This window comes from Pseudomonas sp. DG56-2 (genome assembly GCF_004803755.1).
Taxonomy (GTDB): Bacteria; Pseudomonadota; Gammaproteobacteria; order Pseudomonadales; family Pseudomonadaceae; genus Aquipseudomonas; species Aquipseudomonas auratipiscis.
This window is the reverse complement of sequence record NZ_CP032311.1, coordinates 83,502-100,362: the sequence shown is the minus strand read 5'-3', so window position 1 is coordinate 100,362 and position 16,861 is coordinate 83,502. Positions and strand designations below refer to the sequence as shown.

General features: G+C 58.1%; 15 protein-coding genes. 8 read left to right on the top strand and 7 right to left on the bottom strand.

The window, feature by feature from the left end; translation table 11 throughout:
- Position 1 precedes the first annotated feature (1 nt).
- The 6 genes from D3Z90_RS00480 (at position 2) to D3Z90_RS00455 (ending at position 6,065) form a co-directional block, all read left to right on the top strand.
- Positions 2–1,378 (top strand): pitrilysin family protein, encoded by a 1,377-nt coding sequence (locus D3Z90_RS00480; RefSeq protein ID WP_136473914.1) that lies wholly within the window; start codon positions 2–4, stop codon positions 1,376–1,378.
- A 114-nt stretch (positions 1,379–1,492) separates the two neighbouring features.
- Positions 1,493–2,512: a DUF5924 family protein gene (locus tag D3Z90_RS00475; RefSeq protein ID WP_136473913.1), complete on the top strand. Its 1,020-nt coding sequence runs from the start codon at positions 1,493–1,495 to the stop codon at positions 2,510–2,512.
- Between the two features lie 38 nt (positions 2,513–2,550).
- Positions 2,551–3,693, top strand: coding sequence for an ABC transporter permease (locus D3Z90_RS00470; protein ID WP_136473912.1), 1,143 nt, complete (start codon positions 2,551–2,553; stop codon positions 3,691–3,693).
- Positions 3,694–3,719: 26 nt separating this feature from the next.
- Entirely contained in the window at positions 3,720–4,493 is a 774-nt protein-coding gene (locus D3Z90_RS00465) for an ABC transporter ATP-binding protein (RefSeq protein WP_371922343.1), read from the top strand.
- A 1-nt stretch (position 4,494) separates the two neighbouring features.
- Entirely contained in the window at positions 4,495–5,433 is a 939-nt protein-coding gene (locus tag D3Z90_RS00460; protein WP_136473910.1) for an MlaD family protein, read from the top strand.
- Positions 5,430–6,065, top strand: a complete 636-nt coding sequence (locus D3Z90_RS00455; protein ID WP_136473909.1) for an ABC-type transport auxiliary lipoprotein family protein — start codon at positions 5,430–5,432, stop codon at positions 6,063–6,065. Before D3Z90_RS00460 ends, D3Z90_RS00455 begins: the two co-directional genes overlap by 4 nt.
- Here D3Z90_RS00455 and D3Z90_RS00450 read toward each other — a convergent pair.
- The 5 genes from D3Z90_RS00450 to D3Z90_RS00430 form a co-directional block, all read right to left on the bottom strand.
- Complete coding sequence (locus D3Z90_RS00450) at positions 6,047–7,276, bottom strand: nucleoside recognition domain-containing protein (RefSeq protein ID WP_136473908.1); 1,230 nt, start codon at positions 7,274–7,276, stop codon at positions 6,047–6,049. The two genes, D3Z90_RS00455 and D3Z90_RS00450, sit on opposite strands and share 19 nt — an antisense overlap.
- A 156-nt stretch (positions 7,277–7,432) precedes the next feature.
- The gene (gltP, locus tag D3Z90_RS00445; RefSeq protein ID WP_136473907.1) at positions 7,433–8,764 is read right to left on the bottom strand and encodes a glutamate/aspartate:proton symporter GltP; all 1,332 of its coding nucleotides are present in this window, start codon (positions 8,762–8,764) and stop codon (positions 7,433–7,435) included.
- 763 nt (positions 8,765–9,527) lie between these two features.
- Positions 9,528–9,692: a DUF1328 domain-containing protein gene (locus tag D3Z90_RS00440; RefSeq protein ID WP_136473906.1), complete on the bottom strand. Its 165-nt coding sequence runs from the start codon at positions 9,690–9,692 to the stop codon at positions 9,528–9,530.
- 44 nt (positions 9,693–9,736) lie between these two features.
- Positions 9,737–10,009 (bottom strand): hypothetical protein, encoded by a 273-nt coding sequence (locus D3Z90_RS00435; RefSeq protein ID WP_136473905.1) that lies wholly within the window; start codon positions 10,007–10,009, stop codon positions 9,737–9,739.
- A 172-nt stretch (positions 10,010–10,181) separates the two neighbouring features.
- The gene (locus D3Z90_RS00430) at positions 10,182–11,018 is read right to left on the bottom strand and encodes a BON domain-containing protein (protein ID WP_136473904.1); all 837 of its coding nucleotides are present in this window, start codon (positions 11,016–11,018) and stop codon (positions 10,182–10,184) included.
- A 209-nt stretch (positions 11,019–11,227) separates the two neighbouring features.
- Between D3Z90_RS00430 and algB the strand changes: the two genes are divergently transcribed.
- Together algB and D3Z90_RS00420 are read left to right on the top strand one after the other, a co-directional pair.
- Entirely contained in the window at positions 11,228–12,574 is a 1,347-nt protein-coding gene (gene algB, locus D3Z90_RS00425) for a sigma-54-dependent response regulator transcription factor AlgB (protein WP_136473903.1), read from the top strand.
- Positions 12,571–14,358 (top strand): ATP-binding protein, encoded by a 1,788-nt coding sequence (locus D3Z90_RS00420; RefSeq protein ID WP_136473902.1) that lies wholly within the window; start codon positions 12,571–12,573, stop codon positions 14,356–14,358. Before algB ends, D3Z90_RS00420 begins: the two co-directional genes overlap by 4 nt.
- A gap of 15 nt (positions 14,359–14,373) precedes the next feature.
- On the opposite strand, the gene D3Z90_RS00415 is transcribed toward D3Z90_RS00420, so the two are convergent.
- Entirely contained in the window at positions 14,374–15,993 is a 1,620-nt protein-coding gene (locus D3Z90_RS00415) for an EAL domain-containing protein (protein ID WP_136473901.1), read from the bottom strand.
- Positions 15,994–16,071: 78 nt separating this feature from the next.
- Entirely contained in the window at positions 16,072–16,845 is a 774-nt protein-coding gene (locus D3Z90_RS00410; RefSeq protein ID WP_136473900.1) for an N-acetylmuramoyl-L-alanine amidase, read from the bottom strand.
- Between the last annotated feature and the right edge of the window lie 16 nt (positions 16,846–16,861).

The window sequence follows — 16,861 nt, the reverse complement described above, 5'->3', positions numbered from 1 at the left end:
CATGCGTTGCCTGATTTTCCTGTGCCTGCTATTAGGCGCCTTGCCCAGCTTTGCCCTCGACCGCTCGCAGGTCGAAGGCTACTTGCTGCCCAATGGCCTGCAGGTGTTGCTTAAATCGGGATATGAACGCAACCATGTGTCGATCCGCCTGGTTGTGGGAGTCGGCTTTGACGACTTTCCCTGCGAACAGCAAGAACTACCGCATCTGCTCGAGCACCTGCTGTTCAGTGGCCTGGACAACACGGGTGAAGGCGGCTTGGAAGCCCGCATGCAGGCTTTGGGCGGTGAGTGGAACGCTTATACCAGCAGTGCTGACACCACCTTCGTTATCGAAGCACCTGCGCGCAACCAACGTAAAGTGCTCGACCTGCTACTTGCAGTGATCAAGGACACCGAGATCGATGAGAAATCCCTGGCGCTGTCGAAAAAGATCGTAGAGCGCGAAGACGGTGGACACTATTCTCACCTGCAGCGCTGGCTGGATCGCCAGGATCTGGGCCACCGCGCAAGCGATCAACTCGCGGTGGAGCTGGGGCTCAAATGTGCAGAGCGCTCAGCCGTTGCTGACATGACGCTGGAACAAGTCAATGACGTCCGCCAGCACTGGTACGCCGCTAACAATATGAGCCTGATCATAGTCGGCGGCCTGGATCGCTTGCTGCCGGCCTATCTGGAACGGACCTACGGCGAACTCGACCCGGCTGAGCCTGGCGAGCGTCGAGCCCTTGACGGAGTTGTTCACAAAGCTGAAGCACGCCGCGAGCTGACCCGTGGCTGGCTCGGCGACAGCGCCCGCCTGCACTGGATGTTCCTGGAGCCGGTGCTGGACAACGATCACGGCCAGACTTACGACTTGTTGCAGCGTTACCTGGACTGGACGCTCTACGAAGAATTGCGCCTCAAGCACGGGCTGTCATACGGGCCGTTCAGTCAACGAGAAAGCTTTGGCGACACGGGAATAATGAGCCTCAATGCCGACCTGGATCGAGCCGACATCAAGGAGGCCGAGCAAGCGTTGGGCGACATGCTTGAGGGCTTGCGCAAGGACGGCCTGGATCCGGCGACCTTTGAACGCGTCAAGCAAGCCGCAATTGACCGCGAGGCCTGGACCACACAAGGTAACGCAGCGCTGGCCGATTACTATTGGGGGGCGCTCAACGATTACCTTGACGGACGCTTTGCCGATCCTGTGCGCTCAATGCGCCGGGTCAGCCTGGAAGACGCTAACAAGGCCTTGCGCCAGCTACTGGCCGAGCCTGGCTATGTGCGTGTTGAGCAACCCATGTTCAGTTATGACGAGTTGTACGGGCTGATTGCTCTTGGACTGGGTGTAATACTCGCTGGCGGCCTGATTCTGGGGCGGCGACGGCTCCCCTGACTTCATCGCCGCCGTGGCCGGAAAATGCCGGCCTTGGCTGGCGATAGAGACCCGCCTGAAACACAAACAGGAGTATCCTGTGCAGGTTTAAACCCAACCCCTGCGAACACCTTCATGCCTCTCTATCTTCAGCGCTTGATCGAATTGATCAAGCGCTACCCCGGCGTCATCGCTCTCGGCGGCTTTATCTCCGGTATTGCCAGTTTCATTCTGGTCGACCGTCAGGAAAGTCTGGCCAGCTGGATCGCCATCGTGATGCTGATCAGTTGGATATGGCTGATGATGGAAAACACCTTTACCAAGGTGTTCGCCAAGGTGTTCAAGCGCGAGATACCGCAGCCGTTGCTGCGCTATGCCACACAGATGATCCACCAGGAAAGTCTGTTCTTCGTCTTGCCGTTCTTTTTCGTCACCACCACCTGGAACAGTGGTCAGCTCGTGTTTACCGGGTTGCTCGGCGCCGCAGGACTGATATCGATCGTCGACCCTCTCTATTACAAATGGCTGGCGCCACGACGCTGGCTGTTCCTCGCACTGCACACCCTGACCTTGTTCGCGGCGCTACTCACTGCGCTACCGATCATTCTGCATCTGACCACCTCGCAAAGCTTCAAGCTGGCGCTGGTGATTGCCATGCTGCTTTCCTTCCCAAGCCTGGCCAGCAGCTTCCCCATCAACCACTGGCGACGCGGCGTAATGCTGGTGGTCATAACGCTTGCCGTAGGCGCCAGCGGCTGGATGATGCGCTCCTGGGTGCCGCCGGCAACCTTGTGGATGACCGAAGTAGCTGTCAGTACCCAACTGGAAAACCGCACGCCCGGGAACAGTTTGAGTGAGGTAACAGCCAGCCAGATCCGCGCAGGGCTATACGCATTCACGTCCATCAATGCTCCGCGCGGGCTGAACGAGCGGATTTATCACGTCTGGCAATTCGACGGTAAAGAAGTCGACCGTATTGCCCTGGACATCCATGGCGGTCGTAAAGAAGGCTACCGCGCCTGGACACACAAGCAGAACTTCCCCGCCAATCCAGTGGGACGATGGCAGGTGAGGGTACTGACCGAAGATGGTCAGGTCATCGGTGTTCTGCGCTTCAGTGTGGTTGACGATGGTCAAGCACCCAAAGGCGAGTAACGCTATGCTCTGAGGTTGCGATACGTCAGTCGGAATGCATGGAGCCTATGACTACACAAGCCAGCGCAACTCTGGACACCTCGAGCAATCCGCCGTGCCTACGGATTGCCGGTGACTGGACACTGGCCAATTACGCCAGCCTCAAGCGCACCAGCGATGATCTGATCGGCCACTATGACCAGAGCACCGAGGTCGACCTCCAACAGCTTGGTCGCCTGGATACCGCGGGCGCGTCTCTGTTGGTAGAGCTGCTCGGGGCCGACCGGCTGTCGCGGCTGACCGCAACGGCACAATTGCCCGACGCCAGCCGCGCGTTGCTGCAGACTGTGTACTGCTCGGTGCAAGACTTCTGCATCCCGCAGAAACAGCCGGAACAGTCGATAATGATCCAGCTGCTCAGCCGCATCGGCTGCGCAGTCAATACCCTCTGGCAGGACACCCTGCAAGTGCTGGGCTTTGTCGGCTTGATTCTGCAGACCCTGGTATCGCGCCTGATTCAGCCTCGGCGTTGGCGGGTCACCGCGGTGGTAGCGCACATCGAGCAAACCGGTCTGGACGCTGCACCCATCGTTGCCTTGCTGACTTTTCTGGTTGGCGCCGTCGTGGCCTTCCTCGGTGCCACAGTATTGGCCGGATTTGGCGCCAGCATCTTCACTGTGGACCTGGTTGCATTCTCCTTCCTGCGTGAATTCGGCGTCCTACTGACAGCAATTCTTATGGCTGGCCGAACCGCCAGTGCGTTTACTGCGCAGATCGGTTCAATGAAGGCCAATGAGGAAATTGATGCCATTCGCACCCTGGGCCTGGATCCGGTCGAACTGCTCGTCGTGCCCCGAGTGCTGGCACTCCTGATTGCTTTACCACTGCTTACCTTCCTCGCCATGCTCTGCGGCATGGTTGGCGGCGCGGTGGTGTGTGCGCTGTCGCTGGACATTTCCCCGGCCATGTTCCTGTCATTGCTGCAAAGCGACATTGGTGTCCAGCATTTCCTGGTCGGCCTCGCCAAGGCGCCATTCTTTGCCTTCCTGATCGCGTCCATTGGCTGCCTGGAAGGCTTCAAGGTCAGCGGCAGCGCCGAGTCGGTAGGCGCTCACACCACCTCCAGTGTGGTGCAGTCGATTTTCGTGGTGATCGTTCTGGATGCAGTGGCTGCGCTGTTCTTCATGGAGATGGGCTGGTGAGTCAGACAACCCCCAATAATCGCGAGGTGGTGATCGAGGCGCGCGGGATTTGTAACCGCTTCGGCACCCAGAGCGTGCACGAACAACTCGACCTGGACCTGTTTCGCGGCGAGATACTGGCTGTGGTGGGTGGTTCCGGCAGTGGCAAATCAGTGCTGTTGCGGAGCATCATCGGCTTGCGCCGCCCCAACGAGGGAAAGATAAAAGTGTTCGGCCAAGAACTCAGCGGCCTGAACGATGATCAGCGCTCAAAGGTTGAACGACGCTTTGGGGTGTTGTTTCAGAAGGGTGCCTTGTTCTCTTCCCTGACCGTCACCGAAAACGTCGCCTTGCCACTGATCGAGCATGCAGGCCTGTCACGTGCCGACGCCGAGCACCTGGCTGGGGTCAAGCTGGCCCTGGCCGGTTTGCCGATATCCGCCGCCGACAAATATCCCTCGTCCTTGTCCGGCGGCATGATCAAACGCGCAGCGCTGGCCCGAGCCTTGGCCCTGGATCCGGATATCCTGTTTCTCGATGAGCCCACCGCGGGCCTGGACCCAATCGGCGCAGCGGCGTTCGATCAATTGATTCTTACCCTGCGCGACGCCTTGGGTTTGAGTGTGTTCCTGATCACCCATGATCTGGATACCCTCTACACGATCACCGACCGGGTGGCGGTGCTATCGCAGAAGAAAGTACTGGTCGCAGGTCCGATTGCCCAGGTCGAAGACACCGACGACGCCTGGATTCACGACTATTTTCATGGCCCTCGCGGCCGTGCGGCGTATGTGGCCGCCTCAGCAGCAAAGGAGCGCTGAAATGGAAACCCGTGCACATCACGTGCTGATCGGCCTGGTCACGGTCATTGTGGTCGCCGGCGCCATGCTGTTTGGCCTATGGCTGACCAAGTCCAGCGTCGACGCCACTTTCAAGGATTACGAGGTGGTCTTCAACGAAGCGGTGTCGGGTTTGTCCCGGGGCAGCTCGGTACAGTACAGCGGTATCAAGGTGGGGGATGTCACCAGTTTGCGTCTTGATCCCAACGATCCTCGCCGAGTGTTGGCTCAGGTGCGCTTGAGCGCCGATACGCCGGTAAAGGAAGACACCAAGGCGAAACTGACCTTGACCGGCATTACCGGTACTTCGTTCATCCAGCTCAGCGGCGGTACACCACATAGTCCCGAGCTCAAGGGCAAGGATGGCAAGCTGCCAGTGATCGTTGCGTCGCCATCACCTATTGCTCGCCTGCTGGATGACGGCAGTGATCTGCTGACCAACATCAACATGCTGGTGCACAACGCTAACAAGCTGTTTTCCGAAGACAACGCCGCCAGCCTGACCAACACCTTGAATCATCTTGAGCAAACCACTGCTGCATTCAGCGAACAGCGTGGCGATATTCGTACCGCGATTCAGCAATTGGCCCAGATCGGCAGCCAAGCCAGCTCCATGCTTGAGCAGACCAGCGAACTGATGCGCAATGCCAATGGCCTGCTGAGCAACCAGGGCAAGCAGGCCTTCGGCAGCGCGGAACAGGCCATGCAGTCGCTGGCGCAAAGCACTGCGACCATCAATAGCCTGATCAACGACAACCGTGAAGCGCTGGATGGCGGCGCACAGGGGCTCAACCAACTGGCGCCTGCCATTCGCGAACTGCGCGAGACCCTCAATTCGTTGAAAGCTATCTCCCAGCGCCTGGAAGCCAACCCCAGCGGTTACCTGCTTGGCCGTGACACCAACAAGGAGTTCACCCCATGAGTCGCACCTGCCGCTACCTGGCCCTGGCTGTGGCGCTGAGCCTGGGCAGTGCCTGCTCGATCCTGCCCAAACCGGAGCCTGCCGATGTCTACCGCCTGCCGTTGCTACAAGTCACTCAGCCAGCGCCAGCGAGCAGTGCAGCGAACTGGTCGCTGCGCCTGAACAAGCCCTTGGCCAGTGATGCCCTGAACAACCCGAAAATTGCCGTGGCGCCACAGGGTGATTTGATCAGTCACTATAAGGGGGCACGCTGGAGTGATCCGGCGCCCCTGCTGCTGCGCAACCGCATGCTCGATGCCTTCCAAAGTGATGGTCGCGTGCCGCGCCTCAGTGCCGACGACAGCAACCTGCAGGCTGACTATGAGTTGGCGGGTGAGCTCCAGGCATTCCAGAGCGAATACCGTGCCGAGGGACTGATGGTGGTGATCCGCTACGACGCACGCCTGGTGCAAGGGCGCGACCAGCGCATCCTTGCCAGCCGACGCTTTGAAGTGCACCAGCCGCTTAGCGACAAGGATGTACCAGCAGTGGTCAGCGGCTTTGGCGCTGCCAGTGACAGGTTAATGGCGCAACTGGTCGACTGGACCTTGGCCCAGGCCAACCGAGCGCAGGTTCAGGCGAAGAACCAGTAGCAGACGCAGATAGCCGCGATGACCCCGGACAACTCGGCAAGCAAGGCGCAGCCCACCGCGTGGCGGGCACGCTGAATGCCGACAGCGCCAAAGTAGACTGCCAGTACATAGAAGGTGGTCTCTGTGCTGCCCTGGATAGTTGCGGCCACCAGTGCCGGAAAGCTGTCGACGCCGTGGGTCTGCATGGTTTCGATCAACATCGCCCGAGCGGCACTGCCAGAGAAGGGCTTGACCAGTGCAGTCGGCAAGCCTTCGACAAAGCGCGTATCCATACCCAGCCACTCAACCACATGCCGAATGCCATCCAGACTCAGCTCCAGGGCCCCTGAAGCGCGCAGTACGCCGACTGCGCAGAGCATGGCAACCAGATAGGGCAGCAGGCTTTTGGCAACGTCAAAACCCTCCTTGGCGCCTTCCACAAAGGTTTCATACACCTTCACCCGCTTGAACGCACCAATCACCAGAAACAGGATGATCAAGCCGAACAAGGTCAGGTTGCCCAGGATCGACGACAGCCCGGCCAAGGCGGTGGCCGAAAGGGTGCCGAGAAAAGCCATGAAGCCGCCCAGTATCAGGGCGCCAGGAATCAGATAAGCCAGGACTACCGGGTCCCAAAGACGCAGGCGTTGCATCACCGCGACCGAAAGCAGACCCACCAGGGTCGAAGCACTGGTCGCCAGCAGGATTGGCAGAAATACCAGGGTTGGATCGGTGGCGCCTTGCTGGGCGCGGTACATAAAGATAGTCACCGGCAGCAATGTCAGGGAAGACGCATTGAGCACCAGGAAAAGAATTTGCGCGTTGCTAGCCGTAGTCGAGCTGGGGTTGAGCTCCTGCAGAGCGCGCATGGCTTTCAGGCCAATGGGTGTGGCGGCGTTGTCCAGGCCCAGGCCATTGGCGGCGAAGTTCAAGGTAATCAAGCCCAGTGCTGGATGGCCGGGTGGAACTTCGGGCATCAGACGGGCGAAGAGCGGGCCGAGAACCTTGGCCAACCAATCGACAATGCCTGCCTTTTCGGCAATCTTCAGAAAGCCCAGCCAGAGGGTCAAGGTGCCGAACAGCAAGACCATGACTTCAACCGACAGTTTGGCCATGGCGAAAATGCTCTCAACCATTGCGGCAAAGATCCCGGCATTGCCACCTATCAGCCATTGCGCCAGCGCTGAGACGGCTGCGACCAAGAAAAAACCAAGCCAAAGGCCGTTGAGCATCCGTTGTTCCCCCACAAAGTTGCGACGAATGATAACGGCAGAGGTCGAGCAATGCACCGCTGCAAGATGGTTGAAAGCCGATCAGGGATCTGGGCAAGGCCTACAAAGAAAAAGCCCCGACCAGGTCGGGGCTCATTCAGTCAGCCAGGCGATGTCTCAATCGTTGGCCGTCTTACCAGCAGGCACCGCTTCTTTGCTGCGCCAGTGCGGCAGCGAGTTCCAGTAGCGCTGACCTTTGGCGTCGTCGTACATGCCTTCCCAGCGTGCGATAACCAGCACAGCCAGGGCGTTACCGATCACGTTCAGTGCGGTACGGGCCATGTCCATGACACGGTCGACACCGGCGATGAATGCCAGGCCTTCCAGCGGGATACCAACGCTGCCCAGGGTGGCCAACAGAACCACGAAGGAAACACCCGGTACACCGGCGATGCCCTTGGAGGTAACCATCAGGGTCAGAACCAGCAGCAACTGCTGGCTGATCGACAGGTCGATGCCATACAGCTGGGCAATGAAGATGGCCGCGATGCTCTGGTACAAGGTAGAGCCGTCGAGGTTGAACGAATAACCGGTCGGAACCACGAAGCTGCAGATGGCTTTCGGCGCACCGTAGGCTTCCATCTTCTCGATCACTCGCGGCAGCACGGTTTCGGAGCTGGCGGTGGAGTAGGCCAGGACCAACTCATCCTTGAAGATACGCATCAGCTTGATCACCGAGAAGCCAAACAGGCGGGCGATCAGGCCAAGGACCATGAAGGCGAAGAAGGCGATGGCGAAGTACACCAGCAGCACCAGCTTGGCCAACGGCAACAGCGAGGCAAAGCCGAAGTTGGCGACGGTCACGGCGATCAACGCGAATACACCGATTGGCGCGTAGTTCATGATCATGTGAGTGACCTTGAACATGGCTTCGGAGACGCCCTGGAAGGTTTTCACCAACGGGTCGCGGATGTCTGCCTGCAGGCTCGACAAACCAAGGCCAAACAATACCGAGAAGAAGATGATCGGCAGCATTTCGCCACGCATCAGCGCTGCGAAGATGTTCGACGGAATCAGGTTGAGGATCGTCTCGATGAACGCGTGTTCATGCTGAACCTCGGCCGCGGTCGCCTGATATTTGGAGATATCGACGGTACCGAGGGTACTCATGTCGATACCTGCACCCGGGTGGAACAGGTTAGCCAGAACCAGACCCACCACGATCGCGATGGTCGTGACCACCTCGAAGTAAATAATGGTCTTCAGACCGATACTGCCCAACTTTTTCGCGTCGCCTACCCCGGCGATACCCACAATCAGTGACGAGATCACGATTGGGATGACGATCATCTTGATCAGGCGAATGAAGATGTCCCCAGCAGGTTGCAGGACGTTACTGATCCACCATGCCTTTTCTGCACTGAAATGATTCAGTAAAGCGCCGATCGCAATCCCCAGTACCAGACCGATGAGGATCTGCCAGGCGAGGCTTAGCTTTGCCTTCTTCATGTCGTTACCTTTTCTTCAAGTGGACACGGGCGTCTGACAAACAACCGCGACCTAGACCTGCTCAAGCGTCATTTTGATCGTGAATGGTTATTGGCAGATGACTCCGTAGAAGGTCACCGCAGGCGAGCGTAGGAACGTTCGGCCCAGCGAAAAAAGGCGCAACTATTCCCACGTGAGGGGGGGGCGTCTAATGCCGTAAACGACTACCCTATGCCGAATCGGCATGATCCTTTTACGCCAAAACGAGCGTCCCAGAGGGCTTTTTAGCGAGCGTTCGGAAATCCGACGATGGCCAAAGCGCCACATTTCGGCAGATTTAGACGTATCCTCCTGAGTGGAAAACACGGTTGTTCGACAATCCGAATGCGTGAAAGCACCTCGATCAAGCACCCCTGGCGGGGTGAAAAAATATCGATGTACGGTCGCATGAAAATGTGCCTACGCACGTCTGGCGGGAAAGCTTGGGAAAATAGATAGCTAACGATCAATGCTCACAGCGATACGGAAGCTCGATCAAACACCTTGCCTGAAAAGCAGTTGTTCGACCTGAGACTTCCGCTATCGCTTCACCTGACCCGGCCCTCGTCGGAGGCACTCCCTGTACCCCTAGGCCTCTCCGATCCTGAAACAATCAAAGCTGCCCGGCCCCTTGGTCATGCGCCTGCCGTCCTCGGGCGGACGCAACATAGAAGCGTGAAACAGAAAAAGGTTCAGCTTCTATATATGTACGTAAATGGCGACGCCACTCAGTACCTGCGTTTATTCAACCTCTACCACGACGACCAAAGAAGAAGGAGGCTATGAACAGCACCAGGAATACGATGAACAGAATCTTCGCAATACCGGTAGCGGCGCCCGCGATACCACCGAAGCCCAACACTGCAGCGACAATGGCGATAATCAGAAAGGTGATAGCCCAACTCAACATGGTGATTCTCCTTACCGTTCTTGAAATAAATCCTCGGACAATGCTTAGAACACCCAACGATCACGCGGTGTAGTGGTATCCACCGAGGCGGCACTCGCGGCCTGCGGCCGAGATTGCATAAGCATCGGAGGGTTAGCCACCGGCGCCTTGATTACCAAGGCGGCTCGAACTGCTATCTCGTGAGCACTCTGTACGACTTGCCAGTTGTGATAGAGCTGGCCAGCAATGAGGGTTAGCAGCAGCGTCAAACTGAGGAGCAGTCCCTGGCGCAATTGATGTGGCGATAGTTGCACTAAGGTGGCGGTGTGGCGGTTCATGCCGTGCTCCTCCTGCTGCATTCATTGTTGTCTTGCAGTAGTTATTGCAGAGTGCATGCCAGTCACCGCTTTAATATATTTTCTATATAAATCAATAAGTTAAAAAATAAAGACGAATTATTTGGTGCGTATCCTGCACGATGCCCGTTGGGCGACCGTGCGATTTGCATGATTAACCTGAGACTTTGCTGGCGATCTTGAGCATGTCTGCGTCAACACCTCGTACGCCGCGAATTTGCCGTGCCACTTCCACCGCAATGGTTTTCTGTTCACTGCTGACTACCTCGCCAGACAGGCGCACGACGCCATCTTGGGTGGCAACCTTAATATTCGGGCCGTCGAGGTTTCGGCTGTACATGAAGCTGGTCTGAATCTTGTCATTGATCCAGGCATCACTAAGCTGTGGGTCGATCCGTACCTGTTGCTGTTCTTCTCGCAGCTTGGCCATATCAGCGGCGCTCAGGCTGATCAGGTTATTGACCAGAAACACCCCCTCTGTGGACCCCGCCAGAACGCCCGCCAGTTCCTTGGCCTCAGCGCTGTTCACCTGGCCTCGCAAGGTCACCACGCCGTCGCGGCTTTCCACTTCTATAGGTACCGCCTGGGTATGGGTACTCCACAGCAAGCGTGCCTGAATGACTGAAGCCAGCGTCGCGTCCTCCAAGCGCTGGGCGTAAGCACGTCGCTCCAGAGGCTGCTCGACCAGCTCGGCATTCACCCGCAGTTGGTTCTCAACGCTGTCGATACCGCGGGTCGCCAGGGCAACTTGCTCGGCCAGATGCCGCTCGACTTGGTTTTCGACTTCGCCCTGTAAATACGCGGTTTTTCCTTCAACCCGCACTTCTATCTTGTAGGGATTGAGCAGCCGATTCAGTGCCAGCGCAGTTTGCAGCCCGCCCTCCAACCGCGCTTGGTGAGCGGGCGTAGGGAGGGATTCGGCGGCAGAAGCAGCCAGCGGTAGCGAAAGCAACATGGCAGCAGCAACTGCCAGTCGGTATGGAGCAGCCATGGGAAAACCTCCTACAGAGCACAAACCAGTTGGACAGCTGTGTGCGCCGCAAGGTCCTACAAAGGAGATCACTCTAAAGTTTTCAATGAGTTAGATATGTGGATGGACAGGAGCTACCATGCAGTGATCGGAATAAATCAGAGAAAGGCATGCAACTTGCCCGATTTCTCCGGCACTAAGTAAAGATCAATCTAAAAGGAGCGTAGGAAATGGAGTCAGCCCAGGAACATCAAGGCCGTATCCTGTTGGTGGACGACGAATCTGCCATTCTGCGTACCTTCCGATATTGCCTTGAAGATGAAGGCTACAGCGTGGCCACCGCCACCAGCGCGACGCAAGCCGAGACGTTGCTTCAACGCCAGGTCTTCGACCTGTGTTTCCTTGATTTGCGCCTGGGCGAAGACAACGGCCTGGATGTACTGGCACAAATGCGTATCCAGGCTCCCTGGATGCGCATCGTCATCGTAACGGCCCACTCTGCGGTCGATACCGCCGTCGACGCGATCCAGGCCGGAGCAGCGGACTATCTGATCAAGCCTTGCAGCCCTGATCAGTTGCGTCTGGCAGCAGCCAAGCAATTGGAGGTACGCCAGCTGTCGGCGCGGCTTGAAGCGTTGGAAGGAGAAATACTCAAACCCAAGGACGGCCTGGATTCGCACAGCCCGGCCATGATGGCTGTGCTGGAAACCGCGCGCCAGGTGGCCGGCACCGATGCCAACATCCTGATTCTCGGAGAATCCGGCACGGGTAAGGGCGAATTGGCCAGAGCGGTTCACGGCTGGAGCAAACGCGCGCGCAAGGCCTGCACAACCATCAACTGTCCGTCGCTCACTGCCGAGTTGATGGAAAGCGAGTTGTTCGGTCATAGCCGCGGCGCGTTCACCGGGGCCAGTGAAAGCACCCTGGGCCGAGTCAATCAAGCCGACGGCGGCACCCTGTTCCTCGACGAGATCGGAGACTTCCCGCTGACGTTGCAACCCAAACTGCTGCGCTTTATTCAAGACAAAGAGTACGAACGTGTCGGCGACCCGGTTACCCGCCGCGCCGATGTACGCATTCTGGCCGCCACCAACCTCAACCTTGAGGACATGGTCCGCGAGGGTCGCTTTCGCGAAGACCTGCTTTATCGCCTGAACGTGATCACGTTGCATCTACCTCCGTTGCGCGAACGCAGCGAAGACATCCTGACCCTCGCCGACCGCTTCCTTGCGCGCTTTGTGAAAGAGTACTCGAGGCCAGCACGCATCTTCAGCGAAGAAGCGCGGGCAGCCCTCCTCAATTACCGCTGGCCGGGGAACATCCGCGAATTGCGCAACGTAGTCGAGCGGGCCAGTATCATCTGCTCTCAGGAGCGGGTTGAAATCAGCCACTTGGGCATGGCGGAACAACCGGCCACCAACGCGCCACGTGTCGGTGCCTCGCTGAGTCTCGACGAGTTGGAACGTGCCCATATCGGAGCGGTGCTTGCTACCAGTGAAACCCTGGACCAAGCCGCAAAAACCCTGGGTATCGACGCCTCGACGCTGTATCGCAAACGTAAGCAGTACAACTTATGAAATGGTCGATGAAGCTGCGTACGCAGCTTTTTCTCAGCATTTCGGCGCTGATTACAGTAGCGCTGTTTGGCTTGCTACTTGGCCTGGTCAGTGTTTTGCAAATGGCTAACACCCAGCAAGCGCTGATCCGCGAAAACGCTGCCACCCTGGATCTGGGCCTGAAGCTACGGCAAAACCTTGGCGAACAGCTGACATTGATGCTGAACGAATCAGCCGATATGAACGCACTTGGCAATCTGCAGGCGCAGTTTCAAAAGCTGTTGGACGAAGGGGTCAAACGGGGTAAAAGCCATGATGCCGACGCCGGTTTCGTCAGTACCAATGCCCTTTATCAGCAGTACCTCGAGACCTTTAACGGCACCCCGGTTCCCGCCCATGGCCTGGGGCCCGAACAACCGCTGGGCAAAGCATTCGGGGCGCTGCGCAGCAGTCTGGTCGATGCCCACAAGCGAGCGCTCGAGCATATCAATGATAATGAACAGCGCAGCTATGAACGCGCCTTGATGATTTCAGCGCTGCTCGGCCTGGTGGGTTTAAGCGTACTTATCCTGGGCTTTGTCACCGCCCATAGTCTGGCTCGACGCTTCGGGCAACCTATCGAGGCCCTGGCCAAAGCGGCTGACCAGATAGGCCAGGGCGACTTCAAAATCACCTTGCCGACGGCCCATGCGCTTGAGATCAACCAACTGACTCGGCGCTTCGGCTTGATGGCTGAGGCCTTGAACAAGCATCAGGCAACCAACATCGACGAAATGCTCACAGGCCAGCAGCGCCTGCAAGCGGTGCTCGACAGCATCGACGACGGTCTATTGATCATTGATCGCCAAGGCCACCTTGAGCACATCAACCCAGTGGCCCGCCGTCAGCTGAGCTGGGATGACAGCCGCCTGGGTGTCGGCCTGAGCGACGCCTTGCAGCGACCGGGTCTGGAGGAACAGCTGCAACGGGTGCTTCGCGGCGCGAGCCTTGACCGGGTACCTGAGGACCTGAGTCTGGAGATAGATGACGAACCGCGGCTGCTGGCTTATCGCATGACCCCTGTTTGCCATCCTGACGGGCAGATCCTCGGTGCGGTCATGGTACTTAATGACGTGACTGAGCAGCGCATCTTCGAGCGAGTACGCAGCGAGTTCGTCCTACGTGCTTCGCACGAACTGCGCACTCCGGTCACCGGAATGCACATGGCCTTCGGACTGCTGCGAGAGCGGCTGACCTTCCCTGCGCAAGCGCGAGAGACCGATTTGCTCGATACCATCGGCGAGGAAATGCAGCGCCTGACGCAACTGATAAATGACCTGCTGAACTTCTCCCGCTACCAAAGCGGGCAGCAAAAGCTGGAATTGATGCCCTGCGCTGTCGACGAGTTACTGGCCCGTGCCTGCACGCGATTTGCCGGCCCCGCCAGTGACAAGCAAATCGAACTTCAGGTAGAACTGGCGACGCCGCTGCCACATATCCAAGCCGATCCTGCGCAACTGGATCGGGTCATTGACAACCTGCTCGACAACGCCGTTCGCCATACCCCAGTGGCCGGCAGTATTCGCCTGCATGCCAGGCGGCAAGCGGAACGGGTCATCATTAGCATTGAAGACAACGGTGAAGGTATCGCCTATAGCCAGCAGGGACGGATATTTGAGCCGTTCGTGCAGGTAGGTCGTAAAAAAGGGGGAGCGGGTCTGGGACTGGCACTGTGCAAGGAGATTGTTCAATTGCATGGCGGGCGCATGGGTGTTTATTCCCGCCCCGGGCAAGGCACTCAGTTCTATATGGCCTTGCCAGTTTGAAACCGCACAGCACCCTCAGGCTTCATCGTCGATCCGCCGCGGCGCCATGCGCCGCCCCCGGGTGATCAACTCGACGAACTGACGGGCACTGAGCGGATGTGCAAATAGCCAGCCCTGGCCATAATCGACACCTTCGCTGTTGAGCAGCAAGGCCTGGTCTTCGTATTCAATGCCTTCCGCTATGACCCGCAACTGCAAGGCATGCGCCATACGAATGATGTGGGGTGCCACACCGCTGCTGGCCGCATCATGTCCAAGAGCGTCGATAAAAGCCTTGTCGATTTTCAGGCAGTCCACCGGAAGTGTCTGCAAGTAAGCCAGGCTGCAATAACCTGTACCGAAGTCATCGATCAATACCTGGTGGCCGCACGCCCGCAAGGACTGTAAGTTGTCACGAGCAACCACGACGTCGATCAGGCCGCGCTCGGTAACTTCGAACGCAATCTGACTGGCAGAGACATGGTGCATTGCCAGTAGACGTGCAGCCACTCTGCCAATCCGAGGCACCATCACGTCACAGGCGGCCAGATTGACCGATACGTACAACTGCCGATTGGAGCGCAGAAGCTGCCCTAACTGTTCAAGTACCCGCTGCAGCACGAAGTCGGTGATCGGTCGAATCTGCCCGGTATTTTCCGCCAGCGGAATAAACAGGTCAGGGCTGGTCAAGGTACCGTCCGGTCGACGCCAGCGCACCAACGCCTCAGCCCCGACACAGCGACGGCTATTGAGCTCGAAGATCGGCTGGTACAGCACCTGCAATTCGCCCCGACGCAGCGCGCCCTGCAGTTCGGAACTCATCGAGCGCCGCTGACGTACCAACTGCAGCACCAACCAACCCAGGCACCACGCCAACACCAGGCTGCCGGGAAAAAGCAGCCACAACACCCCGTTCATCTTCAGCGGCAAACTGGCACGCGGCACGATCAACGCCAACTCATAGTCGGGCGACTTGGTGGGCATCAGGTAAACCAGTCGGTCGGGCAATTCCAGCAGCGAGTCCTTGGATTTCGGCGGCCAGTCAGAGGAGGGCGGCCAAACCTGAGGAGGACCCAGCACCGGCACAGCCCGCGTACCGTTATCCAGCACCACCAGCAAGCTACCATCGGGAGGTAGATCGACTACATCCGTCAAATGCCCGCGCGAGGTAGCTACCAGGAATTTGCCACGTCCCAACATCAGCGCGGCAATGTTGTCATCTGGCTCGGTGGTGGTGTTCAACCAATAGCTATAGGTCGGTCCATGAATATCCGGAGGTCGCAAAGGGCTGATGGTGCGCTGCCCAATTCGATTGGAGCAGGCCACCGTGCCATCAACGTAGGCTGCTTCATAGACGAAGCGATAATTGAAGCCAACCATCTGCAAGACATTGAGCATCGCTGCGTCACAACCGCGAAGCGGTTGCGCTTCCAACTGATCAACACCTTCGCGCAGTTGCCCGAAAATCTGCTCTAAACGCTCGAGAAAGCGCTCGCCCTTGGCGTTCATCTGGTCGCTTTCACTCAATTGCATCTGATGCATGGCCACGCCGATGCTGGCGAGCAGCAACAAGATTGCGCTGGCCGAAGCCGCAAGTGTGGCCAGTAACCAGGGACGGTAGAGCAAGTGGCGCAGCACAGAAATAGCAGCTGACATCAAGAAACACCCAGTTGAATACCAAGAGGTATAGCAACTGCCGGTCAAGTCAGCCTGGCCGTTTGGCGGCGTCGTTACTCAGCGGCCATTGAGTACCTGCAACATCGCAGCCGTTTGTGCATCTGCTACGCCGTCGAAACGCTGGGGGCGAAAGCGCATCTGGAAGGCTGCCAGAACATGTTTGGTACTGACATCGTAGACACCGGTCTGCTCGATTGCGTAGCCGAAGCGTGCCAATTGCTGCTGATACCAAGTGATACTCGGTGGATTGACGCTGAAGCGCGCCTGCTGCTGAGCCACTGCTTGCGCGTTGGGCCAGACACCCAAGCCTGCATCGGCCAGACGCTTCCAGGGGAACATCGGACCAGGGTCGAGCTTGCGCGACGGTGCGATGTCGCTGTGACCAACAATGTAGCGCGGCTGAATGTTGTTGCGCTTGACGATGTCCTTGAGCAGCGCGATCAAGGCTTCGATCTGCGCTTCGGTATAAGGCTGCCAGACCCGTCCTGCCGGTGTATCGGTGAAACCCGGGTTGACTATCTCGATACCGATGGAGCTGGAGTTGAGCCAGGTACGCCCATCCCACCGACTATCGCCGGCATGCCAGGCGCGGCGACTTTCATCGACCAACTGGTAGACCGTCGCCGGCGAGTCGCCAATCAGGTAGTGGCTACTGACCTCACCATGAGTCAGCAGCGCCAGGGAGCGCTCGAGGTTCGCGTTGGTGTAATGCAGGACGACGAACTGGATGCGTCCGTCCTGGTTGACCGAAGTGTGGCTGCGGTCGATCCGCAAACCACTGCTGCAGCCTGCAAGCGCAAGCAGCAAGAGCGCGGTAAAAATGGCTTTCATGGTGAAGGGCACATGT